We start from the raw sequence: 16,967 nt of genomic DNA on the forward strand, positions 1-16,967 counted from the left end.
TTTTATGCTGGTTTTTTTCTTTTTTGCCTTGTATAATGTACCCAAGTTAGAAAGGCAGGGAATATTTTTGAAAAAGACATTTTACCATTATATGATGAAGCATCGCGCAGCTTTATTTAGAAATGAAATTTCAGATTTAGCAGAGGCAATGTATGATGATTTAAGTTTTCCGAAGCAATCTGAAGACTATGATGAAATTAGTTCATACTTAGAGTTAAGTGGAATGCTAGAAAGTATGTCTATATTTGATGAAGCGTGGGATTTATACATACAAGAAGGATAAAAACGATTTGAAAACATACAGAATACATTACTTCTTGAAAGTGAAGTATTCTGTATGTTTTTTTATATGAAATGTCTTGATTTAAAGCTAGTCTATTTACTAGCTTTTTTTGCGTTTCACATAAATTTTATGTAGTGATATTTTTTTATCGAAAAAATTTATGAATATAAGCTTCTGTGATAAGCGTTTTTAAGTAGGTTGCATATACTGTTATCAAAATCACGACGTCAAAAAAAGGAGAGATAGAGATGGCAAGAAAAAAACAACCTAAATACAACGTAGGGGACATAGTCGTGATTACGCTATATGGAACCGTTGGTAAAATCACAAATATGAAAGTTTTAGATGGAGTTTATGTATACGAAGTCAATAATCACGATGGATTTTATGTAGAACAAACATTGCAGCACGTTACAGAGCAAGAAATGAAAAAGGGCGATACGGAGTGGATTGAATTAAATTATAATTTCACCTTTGGTGATCTCGTGCAAGTGACTGGATATGATAAAGATGTTTTTCGTATTGTTGGTTTTCGTACAGAAGTATGGAGATACAAAAATGACGCATGGGAAGATACGATATATGAGTTATCACGAATTACGGATGGTGAATGGTTAGAAGCGGATGAATCAGATTTAACTTTACTTGCCAATGCTCAAACGGCAAATGCAATTTTGAAGAAAATGAAACAAGATAAAGCCGGCATGAATAAATTGGATTTAGGAAAATTAAAGTCAATTAACAACTCGAAAAAAGTGAGTGTTAAGACAAATCGTCAAGAAATCATAGACGGGTTACTTGATATTTATAACGATTATCAATTGTTATTTGATACATTTAAAGATGAAGAATATAAAATTGTTATGGATGTTGTTCATAATTATTTAGTTAAATTGACAGAGAAAAAATAGTTAACTAGACAGAGAGAATAAATTGAACAACAACATATGCAGTATAAGGTATGCCTACAATTATTAAAAAAATAAAAAGCCATTTAATAAGAGAGTCTGCCCATTGATCTTCATGCATGAACTCTTCTTTTGTTTGTTCTACTTCGTATTGGTATTCCATTATTATTTCCCCCTTTTGGATAGCTTGTACTACCATCGTATGCACCTCGTCCAAATGATATGACCTATAAAAAAAGAAAAACTATTTTTCTAATCTCATATACATAATTTTGAGATTTTTTCATAAAACAGAAATAAAGGAGTGATGCTCATGAAGGAAATTGAAGTCGTAATTGATACGGAAGAGATTGCGGAGTTTTTTTATGAGCAACTAATTGAAAGGGGATACGTCCCAAAGCGAGAGGAAATTGAAGATCTCGCAGATATTACATTCGAGTATTTATTAGAGAAATGCATGATTGACGAAGTTTTTGATGAAGAGGAAGATTGAAAGTAACGGCGGGCTAAACTCGTCGTTTTTTACTCTTTACAAACTTGTCACAAATGTGCTTATAAATTATTGGTATAATTAAGAGAAAATTTTACTAAAGAGGTGAAGGGATGTTCAAAAAAATTATTGATTCTTTATTAGGAAAGAAAAAAAATCGTTCGTATTCGAGTAGTGATTATCGTCATAGAGGGCGCTCTTATTCAAGTAGTGACTATAAGCGACGTTCTTCTGGTTATGGACACCAACATTATAAAAGAAAACGTAAAAGCCGTAGCTTCTTTTCAAGTAGCTGATGAAATGGCATCGTGTACTAGCTTTATTTGATAGACCACTGCGAAAAAATACAATTGTAGCAGAACGTTATAAAATTGAATCAGTAATTGGAATGGGCAGTTATGGGGTTACATATGTCGTTAATGATTTACAAATAAATAGATATAAAGTCTTAAAACAGTTAAGAAAAAGTAAACAAAGATATGAGTCTGGTAGAAAATCATTTGAGCAAGAGAAAATGATTTTACAAACATTGAATCATCAAGCAATTCCTAGTCTCTATGATCAGTTCTTATGGGATAAAAAAAGCTTTTTTGTGATGGAATATATGCCTGGTGAAAATTTTGAAGATTATATTTTCTCAGATGGGCGTGTATATAAAGAACGTGAAGTTTTTGAAATTTTATATGAAATATTAGGAATTGTTTCAGTTTTTCATAGTAAAGGTATTATTCACCGAGATTTACGTATTCCGAACATATTAATGAAAGAAAATCAAATTAGTATTATTGATTTTGGATTAGCTAAATATAAAGGTGAGGGTGATGAACGAGCTACAACGTATGAAGGTGAACAAGCTTTGATGCGAGAAGTTCACTTTCGTAGCGATTTTTATGCGCTTGGCCATTTCTCGTTATTTTTATTATATGCAGGATATGAATCTATTGAAAAACATGAAAAGCCATGGTATGAAGAGTTAACTTTGAAAAATGATAATCGTGAAATATTGATGCGAATGTTACAAATAAAAACACCGTACTATGAGAATGTACAAGATTTAAAAAAAGATATAGCTTTTGCTTTAGAAAGGATGGAGACTCCATGTTTCAAAAGTTTTTAGCGAGTGTTGGCATTGGTAGTGCAAAAGTAGATACTGTTCTTGAAAAAGAGGAGTATGTAGTTGGAGAAACGATAGTAGGGAAGGTTCGTATAACTGGAGGATCAGTTAGCCAACAAATTGAAAGCATTTACTTAACGTTATCAACATCATATGTAAGAGAAGTGGATGATAAAAAAGTAACAGCAACGTTTGACTTAGAGCGAGTTCGTTTAACAGATCCATTTTCTGTAGAGCCAAATGAAAAGAAAGAAATTCCATTTTCATTTAAGATGCCAATTGAAGCACCACTAACACTTGGAATGAAAACGGTTTGGGTTCATACAGGCCTTGATATTAAAAATAGTATTGATCCAAGTGACCGTGATTACATTCAAGTGTTGCCAAATGCACTATTGAACAGTGTATTAGAGAGTGTAAATCAATTAGGTTTTAAAGCGCGTCATATAGAATGCGAAGAATTACCATATCGATTACGTAAGCAAGTACCATTCGCACAAGAGTTTGAGTTTATTCCTGTTTCAGGACAGTATTATGGGAAATTAGATGAATTAGAATTATTAATCTTACCAAGTTCCCACGATCGGTTAGAAATCATTATGGAAGTAGATAGAAAATCACGTGGATTGGCAGGTTTATTTGCAGAAGCACTTGATCTGGATGAGAAGGTTATTCGCTTTACAGTAACGAATGAAGATATCCCAACGATGCAGCAAAAAATTAACAATTATATTTTTTAATAAACTATGCATAAAAAAGAAATGGAGAGGAAAACTAAAACAACCGCTCCATTTTTTTGCATAGTGAGGTTATGTATGTGAAACGATATCGACATTTATACTTGTTAAGCTTTACTCTACTCATTTGTTTTGTCGCACTATCACTTTCGTATCATACCGCTTGTATTGAGAAATTTGACAATATAGTCGCACACTTTATTCAAAGTTTTCGAAACGATTATTTGACAACCTATTTTACTTGGGTGTCCTTTATCGGTTCCAAAAGAATATATTTTCCGTTACTCATTATTCTTGTAATGTATTTTCTCGTTAGAAAAAAGTTGCTTAGTGCATTACTTCTAACAATTAATTACTACGGATCTCGTTATTTAAACAGTATGCTTAAACTATGGTATGAACGGGCAAGACCTGATGTAACGCAGCTTGTTACTGCAACTGGATATAGTTTTCCGAGCGGTCATACGATGAATGCTACTGCTTTTTTAGGATTTATTGCATACGTCACAATTACTGAAGAGCGTATTTCATTGCATAAAAAACTGTTGATTATTCTTATAGCAAGCTTTGTTGTATTATCTATTTCAGTTAGCCGAATATATCTTGGCGTGCATTTTCCATCTGACATATTAGCAGGATGGGCAGCTGGCGGTAGCTGGCTCGTTTTATGTGTTATATTTCATAAAGCGTTTATAAAAAAAGAACCTATGTCATAATAGGTTCTTTTTCCATTGGTTCAACATGAATGTGGGCATGGTAAATTCCGAATTTTTTTCGAAGCATGGCTTCGATGTTGTCAGTAATACAGTGACTTTCTCCAACATCCATACGAGCGTCTACCTCGATTGTAATATCAACGTACGTTTGATTTCCGTACATACGCGCTCGAATATCTACAATGTTTTCCACACCAGAAATATGCTCAATAGCATCAGCATATTCTTCCATTTTATCAGGATCAATGCCATCTGTTAGCATATGAGAAGCTTCTACGAAAATTTCCCATGCAGTTTTACAAATAATAAGGCCGACAATTAAAGCGGCAATAGGATCTAAAATAGGCATTTGGAACTGTGAGCCGACAATGCCTACAACTGTACCAATACTTACGAGTGCATCTGATAAATTATCCTTCGCGGCAGCTTCTAATGATTTACTCTTTGTTCGAATTGCAATCTTTTTCGTATACCTAAATACACAGTACATAACGACAGCAGAAAATAAAGCTACCCATGCAGCAAGTACATTGGGAGCAGCTTGTTTCGGATTTAAAAATGATTGAATGGCACTAATAACAACTTCTAATCCGACCGTTGCCATAATGAAAGAAGCAACAAGCGAAGCTATTTGTTCTGCACGCGAATGCCCATATGGATGATCTGGATCTCGAGGTTTACGAGAAATTTTTAAACCGATTAATATTGCTAAAGAGGCACCAATATCCGTTAAGTTATTCAAACCGTCAGCACGTAATGCACTAGAGAGGGTAATATAACTGATGATAATTTTCATAGAGGATAAAAATATGTAGGCCATAATGCTGACAATAGCACCTTTATCAGCTTCTTTATGAGAAAGAGTATCCATTTTAATCACGCACCTTTCTTTAAAGGAATTTCTTTCTATACATAGAGTATCAAATGAAACTCGTGTGGGTCTATACAAACATTGTTGACACTTTATAGCTTTTTAAGTAGGGGGTAACAAAGTTTCGTTAAGGAAAAATATGTTGAAAAGTACAAAGTGAGGGTATGAATATAATTGGGAATTATTCACAATGAAAGGGATAAGATGGTAGGTGGATGTAGAAACGAATACTTTTCTTACTATGTATTTTTCTAATAATGACTGGATGTAATTCATCAAATGATGAAATTGTGAAGAAGTATTATATTTCTAAATGATCAATATCTACATGTAAAGGATACGATGGATTAAATGAAAAATATGTAATGAACATAGAAAACAAACAAATAATCAATGGGGTTCATAATTTGTGGATTGAAATGAAAAAACAAAAGGAAAGTGGCGAAATACCACAATACGATATATTAATTACATATGATAGTGGTGATACGAACGTATACATCTATACTTAGGGGATGAAGGGGGAAAGGAGTGTAATTATGTACATTGGTCATGAAGAAAGAGCTACGACAATAATTGTGAAAAAAGATGAGAATCCTCTGAAAAATATTTTTCAGAGGATTTTCATCTTAGTATGCTTCTAAAAACTCAGTAACTTGCTCTTCAGTTTTTGCGTTAGCACTATGTAAGTGGCCTAGCTTCTCACCATTTTGGTATACAAGTAAACTTGGAATACCCATTACTTGATACTCTTCAGCGATACTTGGAAACTCATCTTTATTAATAGAATACCATTCAAACTTATTGAACTCTTCCATTACCTCTCCGATAAAGTTGTCCATACGTACGCAATCCGGGCACCATGTAGTAAAGAACTTAACAACTACTGGCTCCTCACTTGCGATGATGTCTTTGAATTCTTTTTCAGACTTGATTTCTCTCATGTTTTTGACTCCTCTCAATGTTACACGGATAAGCTAGTATTTTTATGCGAAATCCGTAATTGCAAACATTAGTATTTTTGAAATAGATTGTTTGCAAAATCTTCGACTGCTTTTTCTTGTAGGTCTGGTACAACTTGTGAGTAGGTGTCTAATGTGATGCCTACTCTTTCATGTCCTAATCATTCGCTTACGATCTTTAGTTAAATACATTATTGCAACATTAATGTTAAGGATTGCTTTAGATCATGAAACCGAATATCAGGAACCTCACTTTTCTTTATAAGCTTTTTCTTCATTTTTTGCAAGTAGCTGGGATGGCATGATTAGAAATTTCTTTAGATATTTATGGGGAAGTATCGTTAATAGAGTGACTTTAAAACTAAATGGACTAGATAGTTAGAAAAAGAGAGTGATTCATAATGAACGTTTCAAAAGAGAATACAAAAAAGATTCCGTAACTGAAAAAATGGGTTGCGGTTTTTTTCTTTACTTGAATTTTATTATATTAAATTCGGTATGCGAAAAGCTTTTAGATGAATTGGCGCCTTATTTGCCTGCACTTGGTATGGACTTAGGTATATGGACAGACCATGAGAAAACCTCTGAATATACTAATAAAAAAGGAGATGTTGAGTAATGGCGCGTTATAGTTTACATGGAGGACACAATAGTATTGTACAAGGGGCTAACTGGGGAAATCGGAAAGAGCATGTTTTGGATCGTCAAGTTAAAGATGCGGTTGCGGCCAAGTTAAAAGCTTTAGGACACACAGTCTATGATGATACGGACGAAGTAGGAAGCACTCAAGCTCAAAATTTAAATAATATTATTCGTAATAGTAATTCACATGTTGTAGATTTAGCTATTGCTTTTCACCTTAATGCAAGTGATGGGACTGGGCAGGGTGTTGAAGTGCTGTATTATGATCAGAATGAACTAGCATCTAAAATTTCAGCTCAACTAGCAAAAGATATTGGATGGCGTGATCGTGGTGCGAAACAACGTAAAGATTTAGCAGTATTGAATGGGACTAAAGCACCAGCTATTCTTATCGAATTAGGATTCATTGATAATGATTCCGACATGGCAAAATGGGATGTTGATAAAATCGCTAATTCAATCGTTTTTGCTTTAACTGGACAATCTGGTGGAGGTAGCCAACCACCTCAAAAACGTAATATTGTCGAAGTTGGTGGAATAGGTAAAGAAAACTTGGCTGAATTAGTAAGTGCTTTAAACTCAGTTAAGATGACAGGTAACTTAATTCTTAGAAGTGATGGCTATGTTTATCCTGTAACTGATCCAACTAGCGATACTCAATTAAAAGCATTCACTGATTATCTTGACCGTAAAGGCTGGGCATATACTGTTAAGTAAACATACTATGTAAATGCAACTGAAGCCTATGTAAAGCGAAAAAAGAGGCCTACTCGTATGATGAGTAGGCCTCTTTTTTATTTTATAAAATAAATTAATTTGAATAGAGGTTTTCCTCAAACATTTATTAAAGCTAAGAATATCTATAAGAATATGAGTATGGAAACAGGTCTAATTATGGAATAGCGGAGGAGATTGTTGTGGACATAACTCAAAGTGTGGCAAGAATAGTGGTTAATGGGAAAGACCTTCCGTTCACTGCAGTTCAAACTTCTGCGTGGAATAATGGTCCTGTATATGATGTAACTGTTTCAACAAAACAGAGAGTGAACGAGCTTTATCAATTTATGTGGTCACAGGTACCAGTTACACTTACGATGTATTTTCTTCAAGGAGCAGACTTAATGCGATTTGTAAGGATTACTGGGATTAATGAAAGTGTAACGGGAGAATATATATATCATTTCTCTTGGGGATAAAAGCAATTTAAAGTAGCCTAAAAGCTGCTTTTTTATTTTGTTAAGGAATTATCGGAAAATCGTGAATGAAAAGTCCCTCCAAAATATATGAAGTGACTTTTCATTCACAAATACTAATAAATTAAGAATGTATGAAAAAGGTTGTAAGTTCACCTTTATAAGGAGGGCTGATAGAGCCAGCCACATATAGTTTTTTATTTGAGGTACATTCATTTTTGGATCATAAAATCACCATTAATAGTAGATGAAACTTGGAAGTGAAATAGGAAATTGGGAGGGCAGTAGAACGTTTAAAATGAAAAACGTGCTAAAGGCTAGTAGACTAGCTCTTAGCACTCACTGAAATAATTATACATAACATACTTTGTAATAACTTATTCGGAAGTGAGTTGAAATTAATGTTTTATTCATATGTGGATTCTCAAGTTGGCATGCGACCAGCGTATGGTACGGCTATAACGTATAGCGGGGCACAAAGTACAGTTCAAGCTGTTCAACAAGCATTGCAAATGCAACAACAAATACAAATGCAGCAAGGTATACAACCGTATTATTCCTCTATGGAGTATTTTTACCCAACGCAACATTTTACACCATACGGAATTGCTTTTACTTCAATTCCATATGGAACAGTATTCAATTTATAAATCTAGAGGAATAAAATGAATACAAAAGGGTGCAAGTAAAAAGCACCCTTTTAAAAATAATAATAGCTCGTCCAAACCTCTCTAATCAATCTTGCATAATATGTAGTAATAAGCTTGAAAGGGGAACGAGTATGTCTTGCTATTACTACTGTAAGTATTGTAAGGATTATAAAAAGAAGCAACATGATTGTCGTAATAACACTAGTAAGTGTCATGCCAACAAGGATAACCTTGTTAGGGCATCAGCATTTAGAGCTAGAAATACTGTAAATCAAAATGTTCCTGCTAATACTTTTGTGAAAGTGTTATTCCAAAATGAACAATTTGATTTAGCAAATGAGTATAATCCAGCAACGTCTATTTTTATGCCGAAGACGAAAGGCGTATATTCTATTATTGGAACGATTGGTTTCTTTCCAAACGATACAAATTTAAATTATAGAGCTCGTGTAGAAATTCGTGTGAATGGAAATGCAGCAATAGCTATAGATAATGACTTTTTTGGTCCAATAGGTTTTGGAAATGTTGTAAGTGTTTCAACAATCATTCAATTGAATGCAGGAGATACAGTTGAAATTTATGTACAAAGTAGTATAGATGGTGTTTTAAGCCCTTTAGAAGATGGTTCGCACTTTGAAGCGGCAAGATTTCCGTCTCCTACTAAATAAATTAGGTAATTTAAAAATGAATAGAAGTTTAAAAATAGATCCTCACCAAACAGGTGGGGATTCATTTTTTAAAAAATAATAGTAACAGCTCATCCAAGCTTTTCTAATCAATTTTGCATAGTATGTAATAATAAATTTAAAGGGGGACTTACTACGTCTTATTATTACTGTAAGTATTGTAAAGAGTACAAAAAGAAAAGTCATGATTGTTATAGGGAAAGTAGTCAATGTGATGGGAAGTATGTAAAAGTAAATTGTTGTGGTAATAAGAAAGAGGAGCTTGTAAGAGCGTCGGCATTTAGAGCTGTGAATACGGTTAATCAACCTATTCTGGCAAATACGTCTGCTAAAGTGTTATTTCAAAATGAACAATTTGATTTAGCGAATGAATATAATCCAGTAACATCCACTTTTAAGCCGAAGACTAGAGGAGTATATAGTGTATTAGGAAATATAACATTTTCTCCAAATGATTTTAATGTGAATTACAGAGCTAGAGTAGAAATTCGTGTAAATGGAAATGCAGCAATAGCTATAGATAATGATTTCTTTGGGACAGGGGTATTTTTTAATAATGATGTTTCAGTCACTTCTATTCTTCAATTAGAAGCAGGGGATGTAGTTGAAATTTTCGCAGAGAGTAGTATTGATGGCGTTATTGTACAAAACGTTAACGGTTTGAATACTGTTCATTTTGAAGCGGCAAGGTTTCCTTCTCCAATTGAATGAAGCTGATAAGTAGATGTTTTATAGCAAGTTTGTTAAGACCCTCACTAAATAGTGTGGGCTTTTTATTGTTTTTCTAAAATATATAAGCAATCAGATTCAATGTCGTTTATTATATGAGTGTTTTATGAATTAGATATAATGTTTTAATAGAAGAGAAATGAATGGTAATAGTGAGAGTATAATATATAGAAGGTTATTGTCGAGTCCACACGATGGACATAAAAAAAGAGCATACATAAAAAGTATGCTCAAAAGAAAGATAGGTTTTATGAGTGGATAATCTCCATACGATAATATATGCGTGCTTAATGAAAACGTGTAAAGAATCAATAAATTATCAATGGAATATCATGAAATGAGTAATTTTAATTTAGGGATGTAGTTGTTTTTTTTCGAAATAATCTAGGTAACAAAGTTGTGAAAATCGTGCATGATGGGGACTAACAATGGGATAATGATCGTACTTCAGTTACATATTTCTTAAAGTTTGGATATTGCGTGATAGTTTGGCATTTAGGGGTGAGTAGTTGATTAATTATAGAAACATTTGTAATTACTTCGTTACAAGGACCGAAAAATGTAACTTTTAGTTTTGAATTCGGTGGAACTTTGAACACGATAGGTTTTTTTTTCATGAAATCAGCTCCTAATATTCCACAATATATATGCTTCACCTTTTGATTTAAATGATTATTAAGGTGTATTTATATAATATGAAATCTTTGTTAAGTTGATTATAATATAGAACCTCATTGTAGTATAAGTACATAAACATGTGGGAAAAAGCGGAGAATACTCTATGAAATGCTTAATTAATATAATATGAAAAATGATTTAATTATCTAATGCATTTTATGTCCTGATACATATTATGGTAGTAAGAATAGTATGAGGAGGTAATAAAAGAATGGAAGAAAATGTACAAGCTCAGCCACAGCTTTCACCACCGTGGATCACATATTTTAATGAACTAAGAAATTCAATTGGTGCTGATCCAACAGTTACAGTGGGGCCACTTATTCCGGTTGGCGGGAATTATATTATTTTAGTGCATGCGTTAAGTAATGAAAAAGCGAGAGCATTAGCAACGCTTCTAAAATCTTCTGTACAATTTGGAAATGTAAGTGTAACGGTTATTGTAACGAATAATGAAAATGAAATTGTAAATCCATTTCCTTGTCCACTAGATGCATTTGAAATTGCGCATTTATTTCAAGTAGCGTTAGAGAATAATCCTTATTTTGAACAAGTTGTGGTACAGCCTCAGTTCCCTGGTGGAGTGAATGTTGTATTTCCAGTTTTTAAAGCGGAAGTGATCCAATTTTTTAATGATGATATTTCAAATCTATGTCAAACGTTTACAGGTGTTGCTGCAAATGTGTTTCGTGATGTAATGCAGGATGATGTTTGTGATATCCCAATTTTATTTTCCACAAGTTGCGTTATGAACAGTGAAAATCCACAATTACAAAATACAGATTTAGAACCAAAGTTATTTTATTAAGATGCAAAAAGACATTTTCAAAAATCGGAAATGTCTTTTTTATGTATTAATATTATTTTGTACCAAAATTTATTGGCTTGCAATCAGTGGTAAAATGTAAAATAATTATAGTTTTACTCAATTTTAAATAGGCTGGATAGCGTATGGAATTGTTGATTACAGATAGTAATGAAATAAAAAATGAGTGTTAGACTAGGCTATTATAAAAAGATAGTTTACATATATGGGTTTTCTACGTACAGGCAAATAAACATAGGACATATAGAAAATTTTTTTATTATCACCAGAAAAATTATTTTTAAATAAATAGATATTTTCACACCTAAATTTTTATATGAGTTAGAGGAGAGATTGAAAGAAGTAGTTTTAAAGATTATATATTTCAAAAAATAAAGATTTCTTCTTATTTATATTATAGATAGATAGTAATAGATACATGTGGATTACGCTAAAACAAGCTTTGAATATGATAATAAAAAGGAGTTGAATTGTAATGGGTTATATTGTTGATATTTCAAAGTGGAATGGAACTATTAATTGGGAAATTGCAGCGCCTCAACTAGATTTAGTTATTGCTAGAGTGCAAGATGGTTCAAATACGGTGGATTTTATGTATCAAAATTATGTGAATGAAATGAAGAAGCATAGTGTTCCGTTTGGTAATTATGCATTTTGTCGTTTTATTTCTATTGCAGATGCAAAGAAAGAGGCACAAGATTTTTGGAATCGTGGCGATAAGTCTGCTGCGTTTTGGGTGGCGGATGTTGAAGTACAAACGATGATAGATATGCAAGGCGGGACACAAGTATTTATAGATGAATTACGTCGTTTAGGTGCGAAAAAAGTAGGTTTATATGTTGGGCATCACACGTATGTATCGTTTGGAGCGCGTAATATTGATGCTGATTTTGTATGGATTCCTCGTTATGGAGGGAATAAGCCGGCATATCAGTGTGATATTTGGCAATATACGGATTCGGGGAATGTTCCTGGGATCGGGAAATGTGATTTGAATCAATTAATAGGAAATAAGTCACTTTCCTGGTTTATAGATTCGAATCAAGAAAATCAATCTAATGTAGTGGATTTGCAGCAATCAAGTGGTATTGGTATTGCAGTTTCAAAATATCCTGATGGATGCGGCATAAATTTATATGAAAATCCTGTGAACCCCCAGTATACAGGTGCAATCACTAAGAAAATCCCGTATTTAATTTTAAACAGTTATTGGGGAGGCGGCGATAAAGATATGATTTGCTTAGGGAATGATAAGCAGTGGGTATATTTAAAACATTTTGATGTGAGATGGTATTATGCTTCTTCAAAATATCCTGCCGGGTACGGAGTGAATTATTATGGAGAGCCTGAATGTATTAATTATAAAGGAAATATAGATGGATCAACATCTTACCGTGTGTGGGGAAGAGTAAAAAATGCGGTAGATATCGGACAAAGTAGTTGGATACCGGAAAAACATTTAATCATTAAGTAACCTTAGTCGTTAAATGTTTTTGAGGCATTCATAAAGAGTCTTCTCATTAATAAATAGTGAGAAGATTTTTCATATTTGTGTATAAAAAATATGATACATATTTGATTCAAATGAAATGAATTACATATGGAAAACACACTGTTTTCACAATAGCGGTGTATAGTTACGTTGCATAATAATAAAAGTGAGGTATTTGAATTGAAAAAGAAAAAGCTATTTTTGGGAACAATTATTTCATGCGTGGTACTCGCATTATCTGCATGTGGTTCCTCAGACAACGTAGTAACATCAAAAGTAGGAAATGTTACAGAGAAAGAGTTAAGTAAAGAATTAAAACAAAAATATGGAGAAAGTACATTATACCAAATGGTATTAAGTAAGGCGCTGCTAGATAAATATAAAGTTTCAGATGAGGAAGTAACAAAACAAGTAAAAGAAGCAAAAGATAAAATGGGTGACAACTTTAAAGAGACTTTAGAAAAAATTGGGTTAAAAAACGAAGATGAATTAAAAGAAAAAATGAAACCAGAAATTGCATTTGAAAAAGCGATTAAAGCGACTGTCACAGAAAAAGATGTAAAAGATAACTATAAACCTGAAATGAAGGTAAGTCATATTTTAGTAAAAGATGAAAAAACCGCTAAAGAAGTAAAAGAGAAAGTTAATAATGGTGAAGATTTTGCCGCTTTAGCGAAGCAGTACTCAGAAGATACTGGTTCAAAGGAACAGGGCGGGGAAATAGCTGGTTTTGGCCCTGGGCAAACTGTTAAAGAATTTGAGGAAGCTGCGTATAAATTAAATGCAGGACAAGTAAGTGAACCAGTTAAAACATCTTACGGTTACCATATTATTAAAGTGACCGATAAAAAAGAGTTGAAACCATTTGAAGAAGTGAAGGATAAGATCCGTAAAGATTTAGAACAACAAAGATTACAAGATACGACAGGTAAATGGAAACAGCAAGTAGTCAATGATTTATTAAAAGATGCTGATATTAAGGTGAATGATAAAGAATTTAAAGAGACATTTAAATTTCTAGAAAAGAAATAATACGGATAGAAAAAACAGAAATGTAGCATTTTGCTAGACTTCTGTTTTTTGTTTTTTTGAAAAAAGAATGCAGACTTCTTCGGTAAACACAATCATACTAGAATGATTCGGATAAGTAAAAAAGAAAAAACAAAAAACTAAATAAAATAAAATTTCGCATCTTCATATGAAATTTTTAAAGGTAAAACTCTAGAAGTATTATGTAACTTTAATTAGAAAAGGGAACTCATATAGAGTTCCCTTTTCTAATTAGTGTGTGTGTTATAAAAAAGATAGTAAGACAATATAATATTACATTTAAATATTAAGAATTACAATGGGAAATTGTGGGAAAATAAAATGGGAAATAATAATCGTTTTAAAAAATGTTGATATAGTAATGTTTTGATTATTTTATTACATATAAATTAAGTATATAAATTTTTATAGTGGATCAACATAATTTAAAGAATAGTACATATAATATTTTTGAATAAACATTTGCAATATTATAGGAAGTGAAAAGTTGAGCATTCTATTAAAAAGGATGTTCTTTTTGTTATGAATATTTCTAAATGTATTATTTACTAGATGAATAAATGAAAGTGGGGGAGAATATATGAAAGTGATTTTTCAAAGAGAAGACGGAGGGAAAGTTTTTGAATCGAATGATGAAAATATAAGTGATTTATTAGCTATATTAAAAGAAACGAAAGGGATTAAAATCGGGATGGTTGAGTATGAAGTGTTAAAATATGAAATAGAGTATTTTCGTCATCCGAAAAGAGGAGAAACGGAGAGAGAGTTACATATAACCATACATCCTAAATATATGTAATGAATGATAGCAATATCAAACTATTATGAAAGCAAAGGAGTATTTGATATTGTAATATGATATGTGCGAAAAGAGAGTGTGGAAATCGCCCTCTTTTCACAGAAAACCTATAAGGAATAAATTGAGTTACATTATAAATTTATTAAATTTTGTGAATTCTTTCATTATAATGTATGTTTGCGTTTAAGAATGGTTCATGCAAAAAAAGAAAGCTAGTCAAGTTAAAAAAATAAACTTGAAAATATAACGTATTAGAAAAAACGATTTCACTTTATGTGAAATCGTTTTTTATTCGCTAAATGTATTTCAATGTGTAGAGAGTGAAAAGTTTGTTTTAAGGGAAAAAAAATATAAATATGCCTCTTCTCAAAAGAACGTAGGTTCGTGTATAATTAGAACAAATGTTCTTTTTGGTACAGAGATTATACAATTTAGAAATAAATACGAACTTAGTAATTACTAAAAATGATGGAGTAACAGTATGTGTGAAATAGAGTGGATAAATGATCAAGGAGATAAAGAAATGAATCATGTAAAGAGGCAGAAAGAAGAAAGAGAGTGGGTTCCATTTACAGTAATGTCGGAACAATTGTTAAGTATGAGAAAGGTTATTGGTGAGAAATTAAAAGTGCAAAGGCCGATAGTAACAAATGAAGAAAAAGAAAGAATTTCTGATAAATTGCTAACGGCATTATTGTCTGAGCAAGAAATATTGGTGACATATTTTGAAGATGGCTACATACTTACAAGTTATATGACAGTCGTTCATATAGACCCGGTAAGGCAGATTATAATGTGCACAGACGCATTTTATAAAACACGTGTATTTAGTTTTATAGATGTAATTGAAATAATAGAAGCTGAACTTTAATATCTAGCTTCTATTATTTCTGATAGATGGAAGAAATAATGCGAAATAGCAGCTAGCTTCATGCTAACTGCTAAGCCCCAGGGAAAGGGAGAAAAAGATAGGGTACTCCAACATTCAATAATAGCTGTGAAACAGCCTGATTATAGTATAGACAAATCTAAAATTCCTATACAGAAAGCTGAAAAATAGGGTTAGGCTGTACCCACTTGATTTTGATCTGCAAGGTCCGAATCAAACGTATTAGTCGCACTAACACCGTTAAAAGTATTAACAACAAAACCAACGTTTGATGCGCCAGATCCATTGTAAGCTTTCGTATTTTCTTTCGGAGAAACGTTGTAGAAATCACCTAAGTTAAATGATCCGTTACTATTTTGTACAACTAAATTCCCTACAACTGAGGGCATAATTTTCACCTGCTTTATAATGAATTGTTAACATTACTATATGGGAGTAAAGTCCAAATGGTTCATGTAACAAAAATTGTGGAATAGTAAAACGTTTCAAGCGTGGCTTTCAATAAAAGTGTGTTAAACTTAATATGAGTTGGATAATAAAAAAGAAATAATTTGTATAATTAATATATACGAAAACAAAGGAGGCAAAATGTTATGAATAACGTTATAAAAAAAGTAGATTTATCAGATGCAAAATCAAGTAATCTTGTTGCGCTTATTTATAGCAATGAAGTTATATTGATTGAAAACGCATTTTGTCCAAATGAAATAAAATTAAAGTTTAATGAGATTGCAATTTTATCTGCAATTAAAACAGCTCATATTGCAAAAGTGTCCATCAGAAAAGAACTTGAAGCGCTTTTTCATGATACAGGAGTATTACTGGTGAAACAAAGTGCTGAAGTTGGTAGCAGTCAATCTATAACAATGCATTTTGAGCAATTCAAAAAATTACAATATGAAATTGAGCTTTTAAATAAAAGTATGTAATCAGGCTAGTTGAAGATTCTTTCACAAAAGTGGACTGTGTTATGTTGAAAAGTGGATTGGAAATTATTTGGATGAATCGCACTATAAACATAAATATAGTTTTATGAAAATGCAGGATAATGAGGCTTTTAAAGTAGGTAAATTAGGTACAGTTTATATGTATCGTTTTGAAAAATGTGGGAAAGAGAAGTTGAAATTTAAAAGTAATAATGAAATAAGCAACGAATTTTTAAATATGTAAACGGGAGTAACCATTATGGTTACTCTTTTGTTTATGTGTGCAGTATTAAAAATACTTCTAAAGTATGAAGTGTTTTTAATAC

The 16,967-nt window shown here is 32.1% G+C and carries 25 protein-coding genes and 1 pseudogene; 20 read left to right on the forward strand and 6 right to left on the reverse strand.

Translation table 11 applies throughout. The features are described from left to right. The first annotated feature begins 67 nt into the window (after window positions 1-67). Together JDS95_RS09330 and JDS95_RS09335 are read left to right on the forward strand one after the other, a co-directional pair. The gene (locus JDS95_RS09330) at window positions 68-283 is read left to right on the forward strand and encodes a YozE family protein (RefSeq protein WP_000750718.1); all 216 of its coding nucleotides are present in this window, start codon (window positions 68-70) and stop codon (window positions 281-283) included. Between the two features lie 248 nt (window positions 284-531). Continuing rightward, complete coding sequence (locus JDS95_RS09335) at window positions 532-1,194, forward strand: hypothetical protein (protein WP_000101503.1); 663 nt, start codon at window positions 532-534, stop codon at window positions 1,192-1,194. Between the two features lie 4 nt (window positions 1,195-1,198). Here JDS95_RS09335 and JDS95_RS09340 read toward each other — a convergent pair whose 3' ends face one another. Further along, window positions 1,199-1,354 carry a DUF3930 family protein gene (locus JDS95_RS09340; protein ID WP_000456536.1) on the reverse strand — a complete coding sequence of 52 codons (156 nt, stop codon included), beginning with the start codon at window positions 1,352-1,354 and terminating at the stop codon, window positions 1,199-1,201. A 150-nt stretch (window positions 1,355-1,504) separates the two neighbouring features. Between JDS95_RS09340 and JDS95_RS09345 the strand changes: the two genes are divergently transcribed. The 5 genes from JDS95_RS09345 to JDS95_RS09365 all read left to right on the forward strand — a co-directional run bounded on the left by JDS95_RS09345 (window position 1,505) and on the right by JDS95_RS09365 (window position 4,248). Further along, window positions 1,505-1,684, forward strand: a complete 180-nt coding sequence (locus JDS95_RS09345) for a YozD family protein (protein ID WP_000658452.1) — start codon at window positions 1,505-1,507, stop codon at window positions 1,682-1,684. A 110-nt stretch (window positions 1,685-1,794) separates the two neighbouring features. Further along, entirely contained in the window at window positions 1,795-1,977 is a 183-nt protein-coding gene (locus JDS95_RS09350) for a hypothetical protein (RefSeq protein ID WP_000473369.1), read from the forward strand. Then, window positions 1,977-2,798, forward strand: coding sequence for a serine/threonine protein kinase (locus JDS95_RS09355; protein WP_000871041.1), 822 nt, complete (start codon window positions 1,977-1,979; stop codon window positions 2,796-2,798). Before JDS95_RS09350 ends, JDS95_RS09355 begins: the two co-directional genes overlap by 1 nt. After that, window positions 2,780-3,535: a sporulation protein gene (locus JDS95_RS09360; protein ID WP_000486638.1), complete on the forward strand. Its 756-nt coding sequence runs from the start codon at window positions 2,780-2,782 to the stop codon at window positions 3,533-3,535. The genes JDS95_RS09355 and JDS95_RS09360 overlap by 19 nt, the downstream gene beginning before the upstream one ends. A gap of 77 nt (window positions 3,536-3,612) precedes the next feature. Continuing rightward, the gene (locus JDS95_RS09365; protein ID WP_002093763.1) at window positions 3,613-4,248 is read left to right on the forward strand and encodes a phosphatase PAP2 family protein; all 636 of its coding nucleotides are present in this window, start codon (window positions 3,613-3,615) and stop codon (window positions 4,246-4,248) included. On the opposite strand, the gene JDS95_RS09370 is transcribed toward JDS95_RS09365, so the two are convergent. From JDS95_RS09370 to JDS95_RS31820, 3 genes and pseudogenes are all read right to left on the reverse strand, one after another. Then, complete coding sequence (locus JDS95_RS09370; RefSeq protein WP_000380381.1) at window positions 4,238-5,119, reverse strand: cation diffusion facilitator family transporter; 882 nt, start codon at window positions 5,117-5,119, stop codon at window positions 4,238-4,240. The two genes, JDS95_RS09365 and JDS95_RS09370, sit on opposite strands and share 11 nt — an antisense overlap. A gap of 629 nt (window positions 5,120-5,748) precedes the next feature. Beyond that, window positions 5,749-6,063, reverse strand: coding sequence for a thioredoxin family protein (locus JDS95_RS09375; protein WP_001206937.1), 315 nt, complete (start codon window positions 6,061-6,063; stop codon window positions 5,749-5,751). A 68-nt stretch (window positions 6,064-6,131) separates the two neighbouring features. Further along, window positions 6,132-6,383, reverse strand: a pseudogene (locus tag JDS95_RS31820) (site-specific integrase); the annotation flags it as partial. 89 nt (window positions 6,384-6,472) lie between these two features. Here JDS95_RS31820 and JDS95_RS09380 point away from each other — a divergent pair. From JDS95_RS09380 to JDS95_RS09405, 6 genes are all read left to right on the forward strand, one after another. Then, on the forward strand, window positions 6,473-6,700 hold the full coding sequence (locus JDS95_RS09380) for a hypothetical protein (protein ID WP_206773836.1): 228 nt from the start codon (window positions 6,473-6,475) through the stop codon (window positions 6,698-6,700). Continuing rightward, the gene (locus JDS95_RS09385; RefSeq protein WP_000135303.1) at window positions 6,700-7,440 is read left to right on the forward strand and encodes an N-acetylmuramoyl-L-alanine amidase; all 741 of its coding nucleotides are present in this window, start codon (window positions 6,700-6,702) and stop codon (window positions 7,438-7,440) included. The genes JDS95_RS09380 and JDS95_RS09385 overlap by 1 nt, the downstream gene beginning before the upstream one ends. Before the next feature lie 200 nt (window positions 7,441-7,640). Beyond that, on the forward strand, window positions 7,641-7,919 hold the full coding sequence (locus JDS95_RS09390) for a hypothetical protein (RefSeq protein ID WP_002093762.1): 279 nt from the start codon (window positions 7,641-7,643) through the stop codon (window positions 7,917-7,919). A 398-nt stretch (window positions 7,920-8,317) separates the two neighbouring features. Then, complete coding sequence (locus JDS95_RS09395; protein WP_085451183.1) at window positions 8,318-8,566, forward strand: DUF3947 family protein; 249 nt, start codon at window positions 8,318-8,320, stop codon at window positions 8,564-8,566. Window positions 8,567-8,697: 131 nt separating this feature from the next. After that, window positions 8,698-9,234, forward strand: coding sequence for a C1q-like domain-containing protein (locus tag JDS95_RS09400; RefSeq protein ID WP_016108327.1), 537 nt, complete (start codon window positions 8,698-8,700; stop codon window positions 9,232-9,234). A 117-nt stretch (window positions 9,235-9,351) separates the two neighbouring features. Next, the gene (locus tag JDS95_RS09405; protein WP_080119695.1) at window positions 9,352-9,963 is read left to right on the forward strand and encodes a hypothetical protein; all 612 of its coding nucleotides are present in this window, start codon (window positions 9,352-9,354) and stop codon (window positions 9,961-9,963) included. 440 nt (window positions 9,964-10,403) lie between these two features. Here JDS95_RS09405 and JDS95_RS09410 read toward each other — a convergent pair whose 3' ends face one another. Beyond that, window positions 10,404-10,598 (reverse strand): hypothetical protein, encoded by a 195-nt coding sequence (locus tag JDS95_RS09410; protein ID WP_000729005.1) that lies wholly within the window; start codon window positions 10,596-10,598, stop codon window positions 10,404-10,406. Between the two features lie 272 nt (window positions 10,599-10,870). Between JDS95_RS09410 and JDS95_RS09415 the strand changes: the two genes are divergently transcribed. From JDS95_RS09415 to JDS95_RS09435, 5 genes are all read left to right on the forward strand, one after another. Further along, window positions 10,871-11,467 (forward strand): hypothetical protein, encoded by a 597-nt coding sequence (locus JDS95_RS09415; protein WP_085451184.1) that lies wholly within the window; start codon window positions 10,871-10,873, stop codon window positions 11,465-11,467. A 493-nt stretch (window positions 11,468-11,960) separates the two neighbouring features. Then, window positions 11,961-12,959 (forward strand): glycoside hydrolase family 25 protein, encoded by a 999-nt coding sequence (locus tag JDS95_RS09420; RefSeq protein ID WP_000540677.1) that lies wholly within the window; start codon window positions 11,961-11,963, stop codon window positions 12,957-12,959. Window positions 12,960-13,157: 198 nt separating this feature from the next. Beyond that, window positions 13,158-14,009: a peptidylprolyl isomerase PrsA gene (locus JDS95_RS09425; RefSeq protein ID WP_033661288.1), complete on the forward strand. Its 852-nt coding sequence runs from the start codon at window positions 13,158-13,160 to the stop codon at window positions 14,007-14,009. Window positions 14,010-14,607: 598 nt separating this feature from the next. Further along, window positions 14,608-14,826 carry a hypothetical protein gene (locus JDS95_RS09430; protein WP_000864289.1) on the forward strand — a complete coding sequence of 73 codons (219 nt, stop codon included), beginning with the start codon at window positions 14,608-14,610 and terminating at the stop codon, window positions 14,824-14,826. 523 nt (window positions 14,827-15,349) lie between these two features. After that, a complete protein-coding gene (locus JDS95_RS09435) occupies window positions 15,350-15,697 on the forward strand; it encodes a YolD-like family protein (RefSeq protein ID WP_033661286.1) in 348 nt (115 codons plus the stop codon). Window positions 15,698-15,888: 191 nt separating this feature from the next. Here the strand turns inward: JDS95_RS09435 and gerPF are convergent, their stop codons facing one another. After that, a complete protein-coding gene (gene gerPF, locus JDS95_RS09440; RefSeq protein ID WP_001141565.1) occupies window positions 15,889-16,104 on the reverse strand; it encodes a spore germination protein GerPF in 216 nt (71 codons plus the stop codon). A gap of 204 nt (window positions 16,105-16,308) precedes the next feature. On the opposite strand from gerPF, the gene JDS95_RS09445 reads away from it, so the two are divergent. Continuing rightward, window positions 16,309-16,644: a hypothetical protein gene (locus JDS95_RS09445; protein WP_001066863.1), complete on the forward strand. Its 336-nt coding sequence runs from the start codon at window positions 16,309-16,311 to the stop codon at window positions 16,642-16,644. 34 nt (window positions 16,645-16,678) lie between these two features. Further along, window positions 16,679-16,885: a zinc finger protein 100 gene (locus JDS95_RS31075; RefSeq protein WP_033660525.1), complete on the forward strand. Its 207-nt coding sequence runs from the start codon at window positions 16,679-16,681 to the stop codon at window positions 16,883-16,885. Window positions 16,886-16,967: the final 82 nt, after the last annotated feature.

The organism is Bacillus cereus group sp. N24, from assembly GCF_016483345.1.
In the GTDB taxonomy this organism is placed as follows: domain Bacteria; phylum Bacillota; class Bacilli; order Bacillales; family Bacillaceae_G; genus Bacillus_A; species Bacillus_A toyonensis.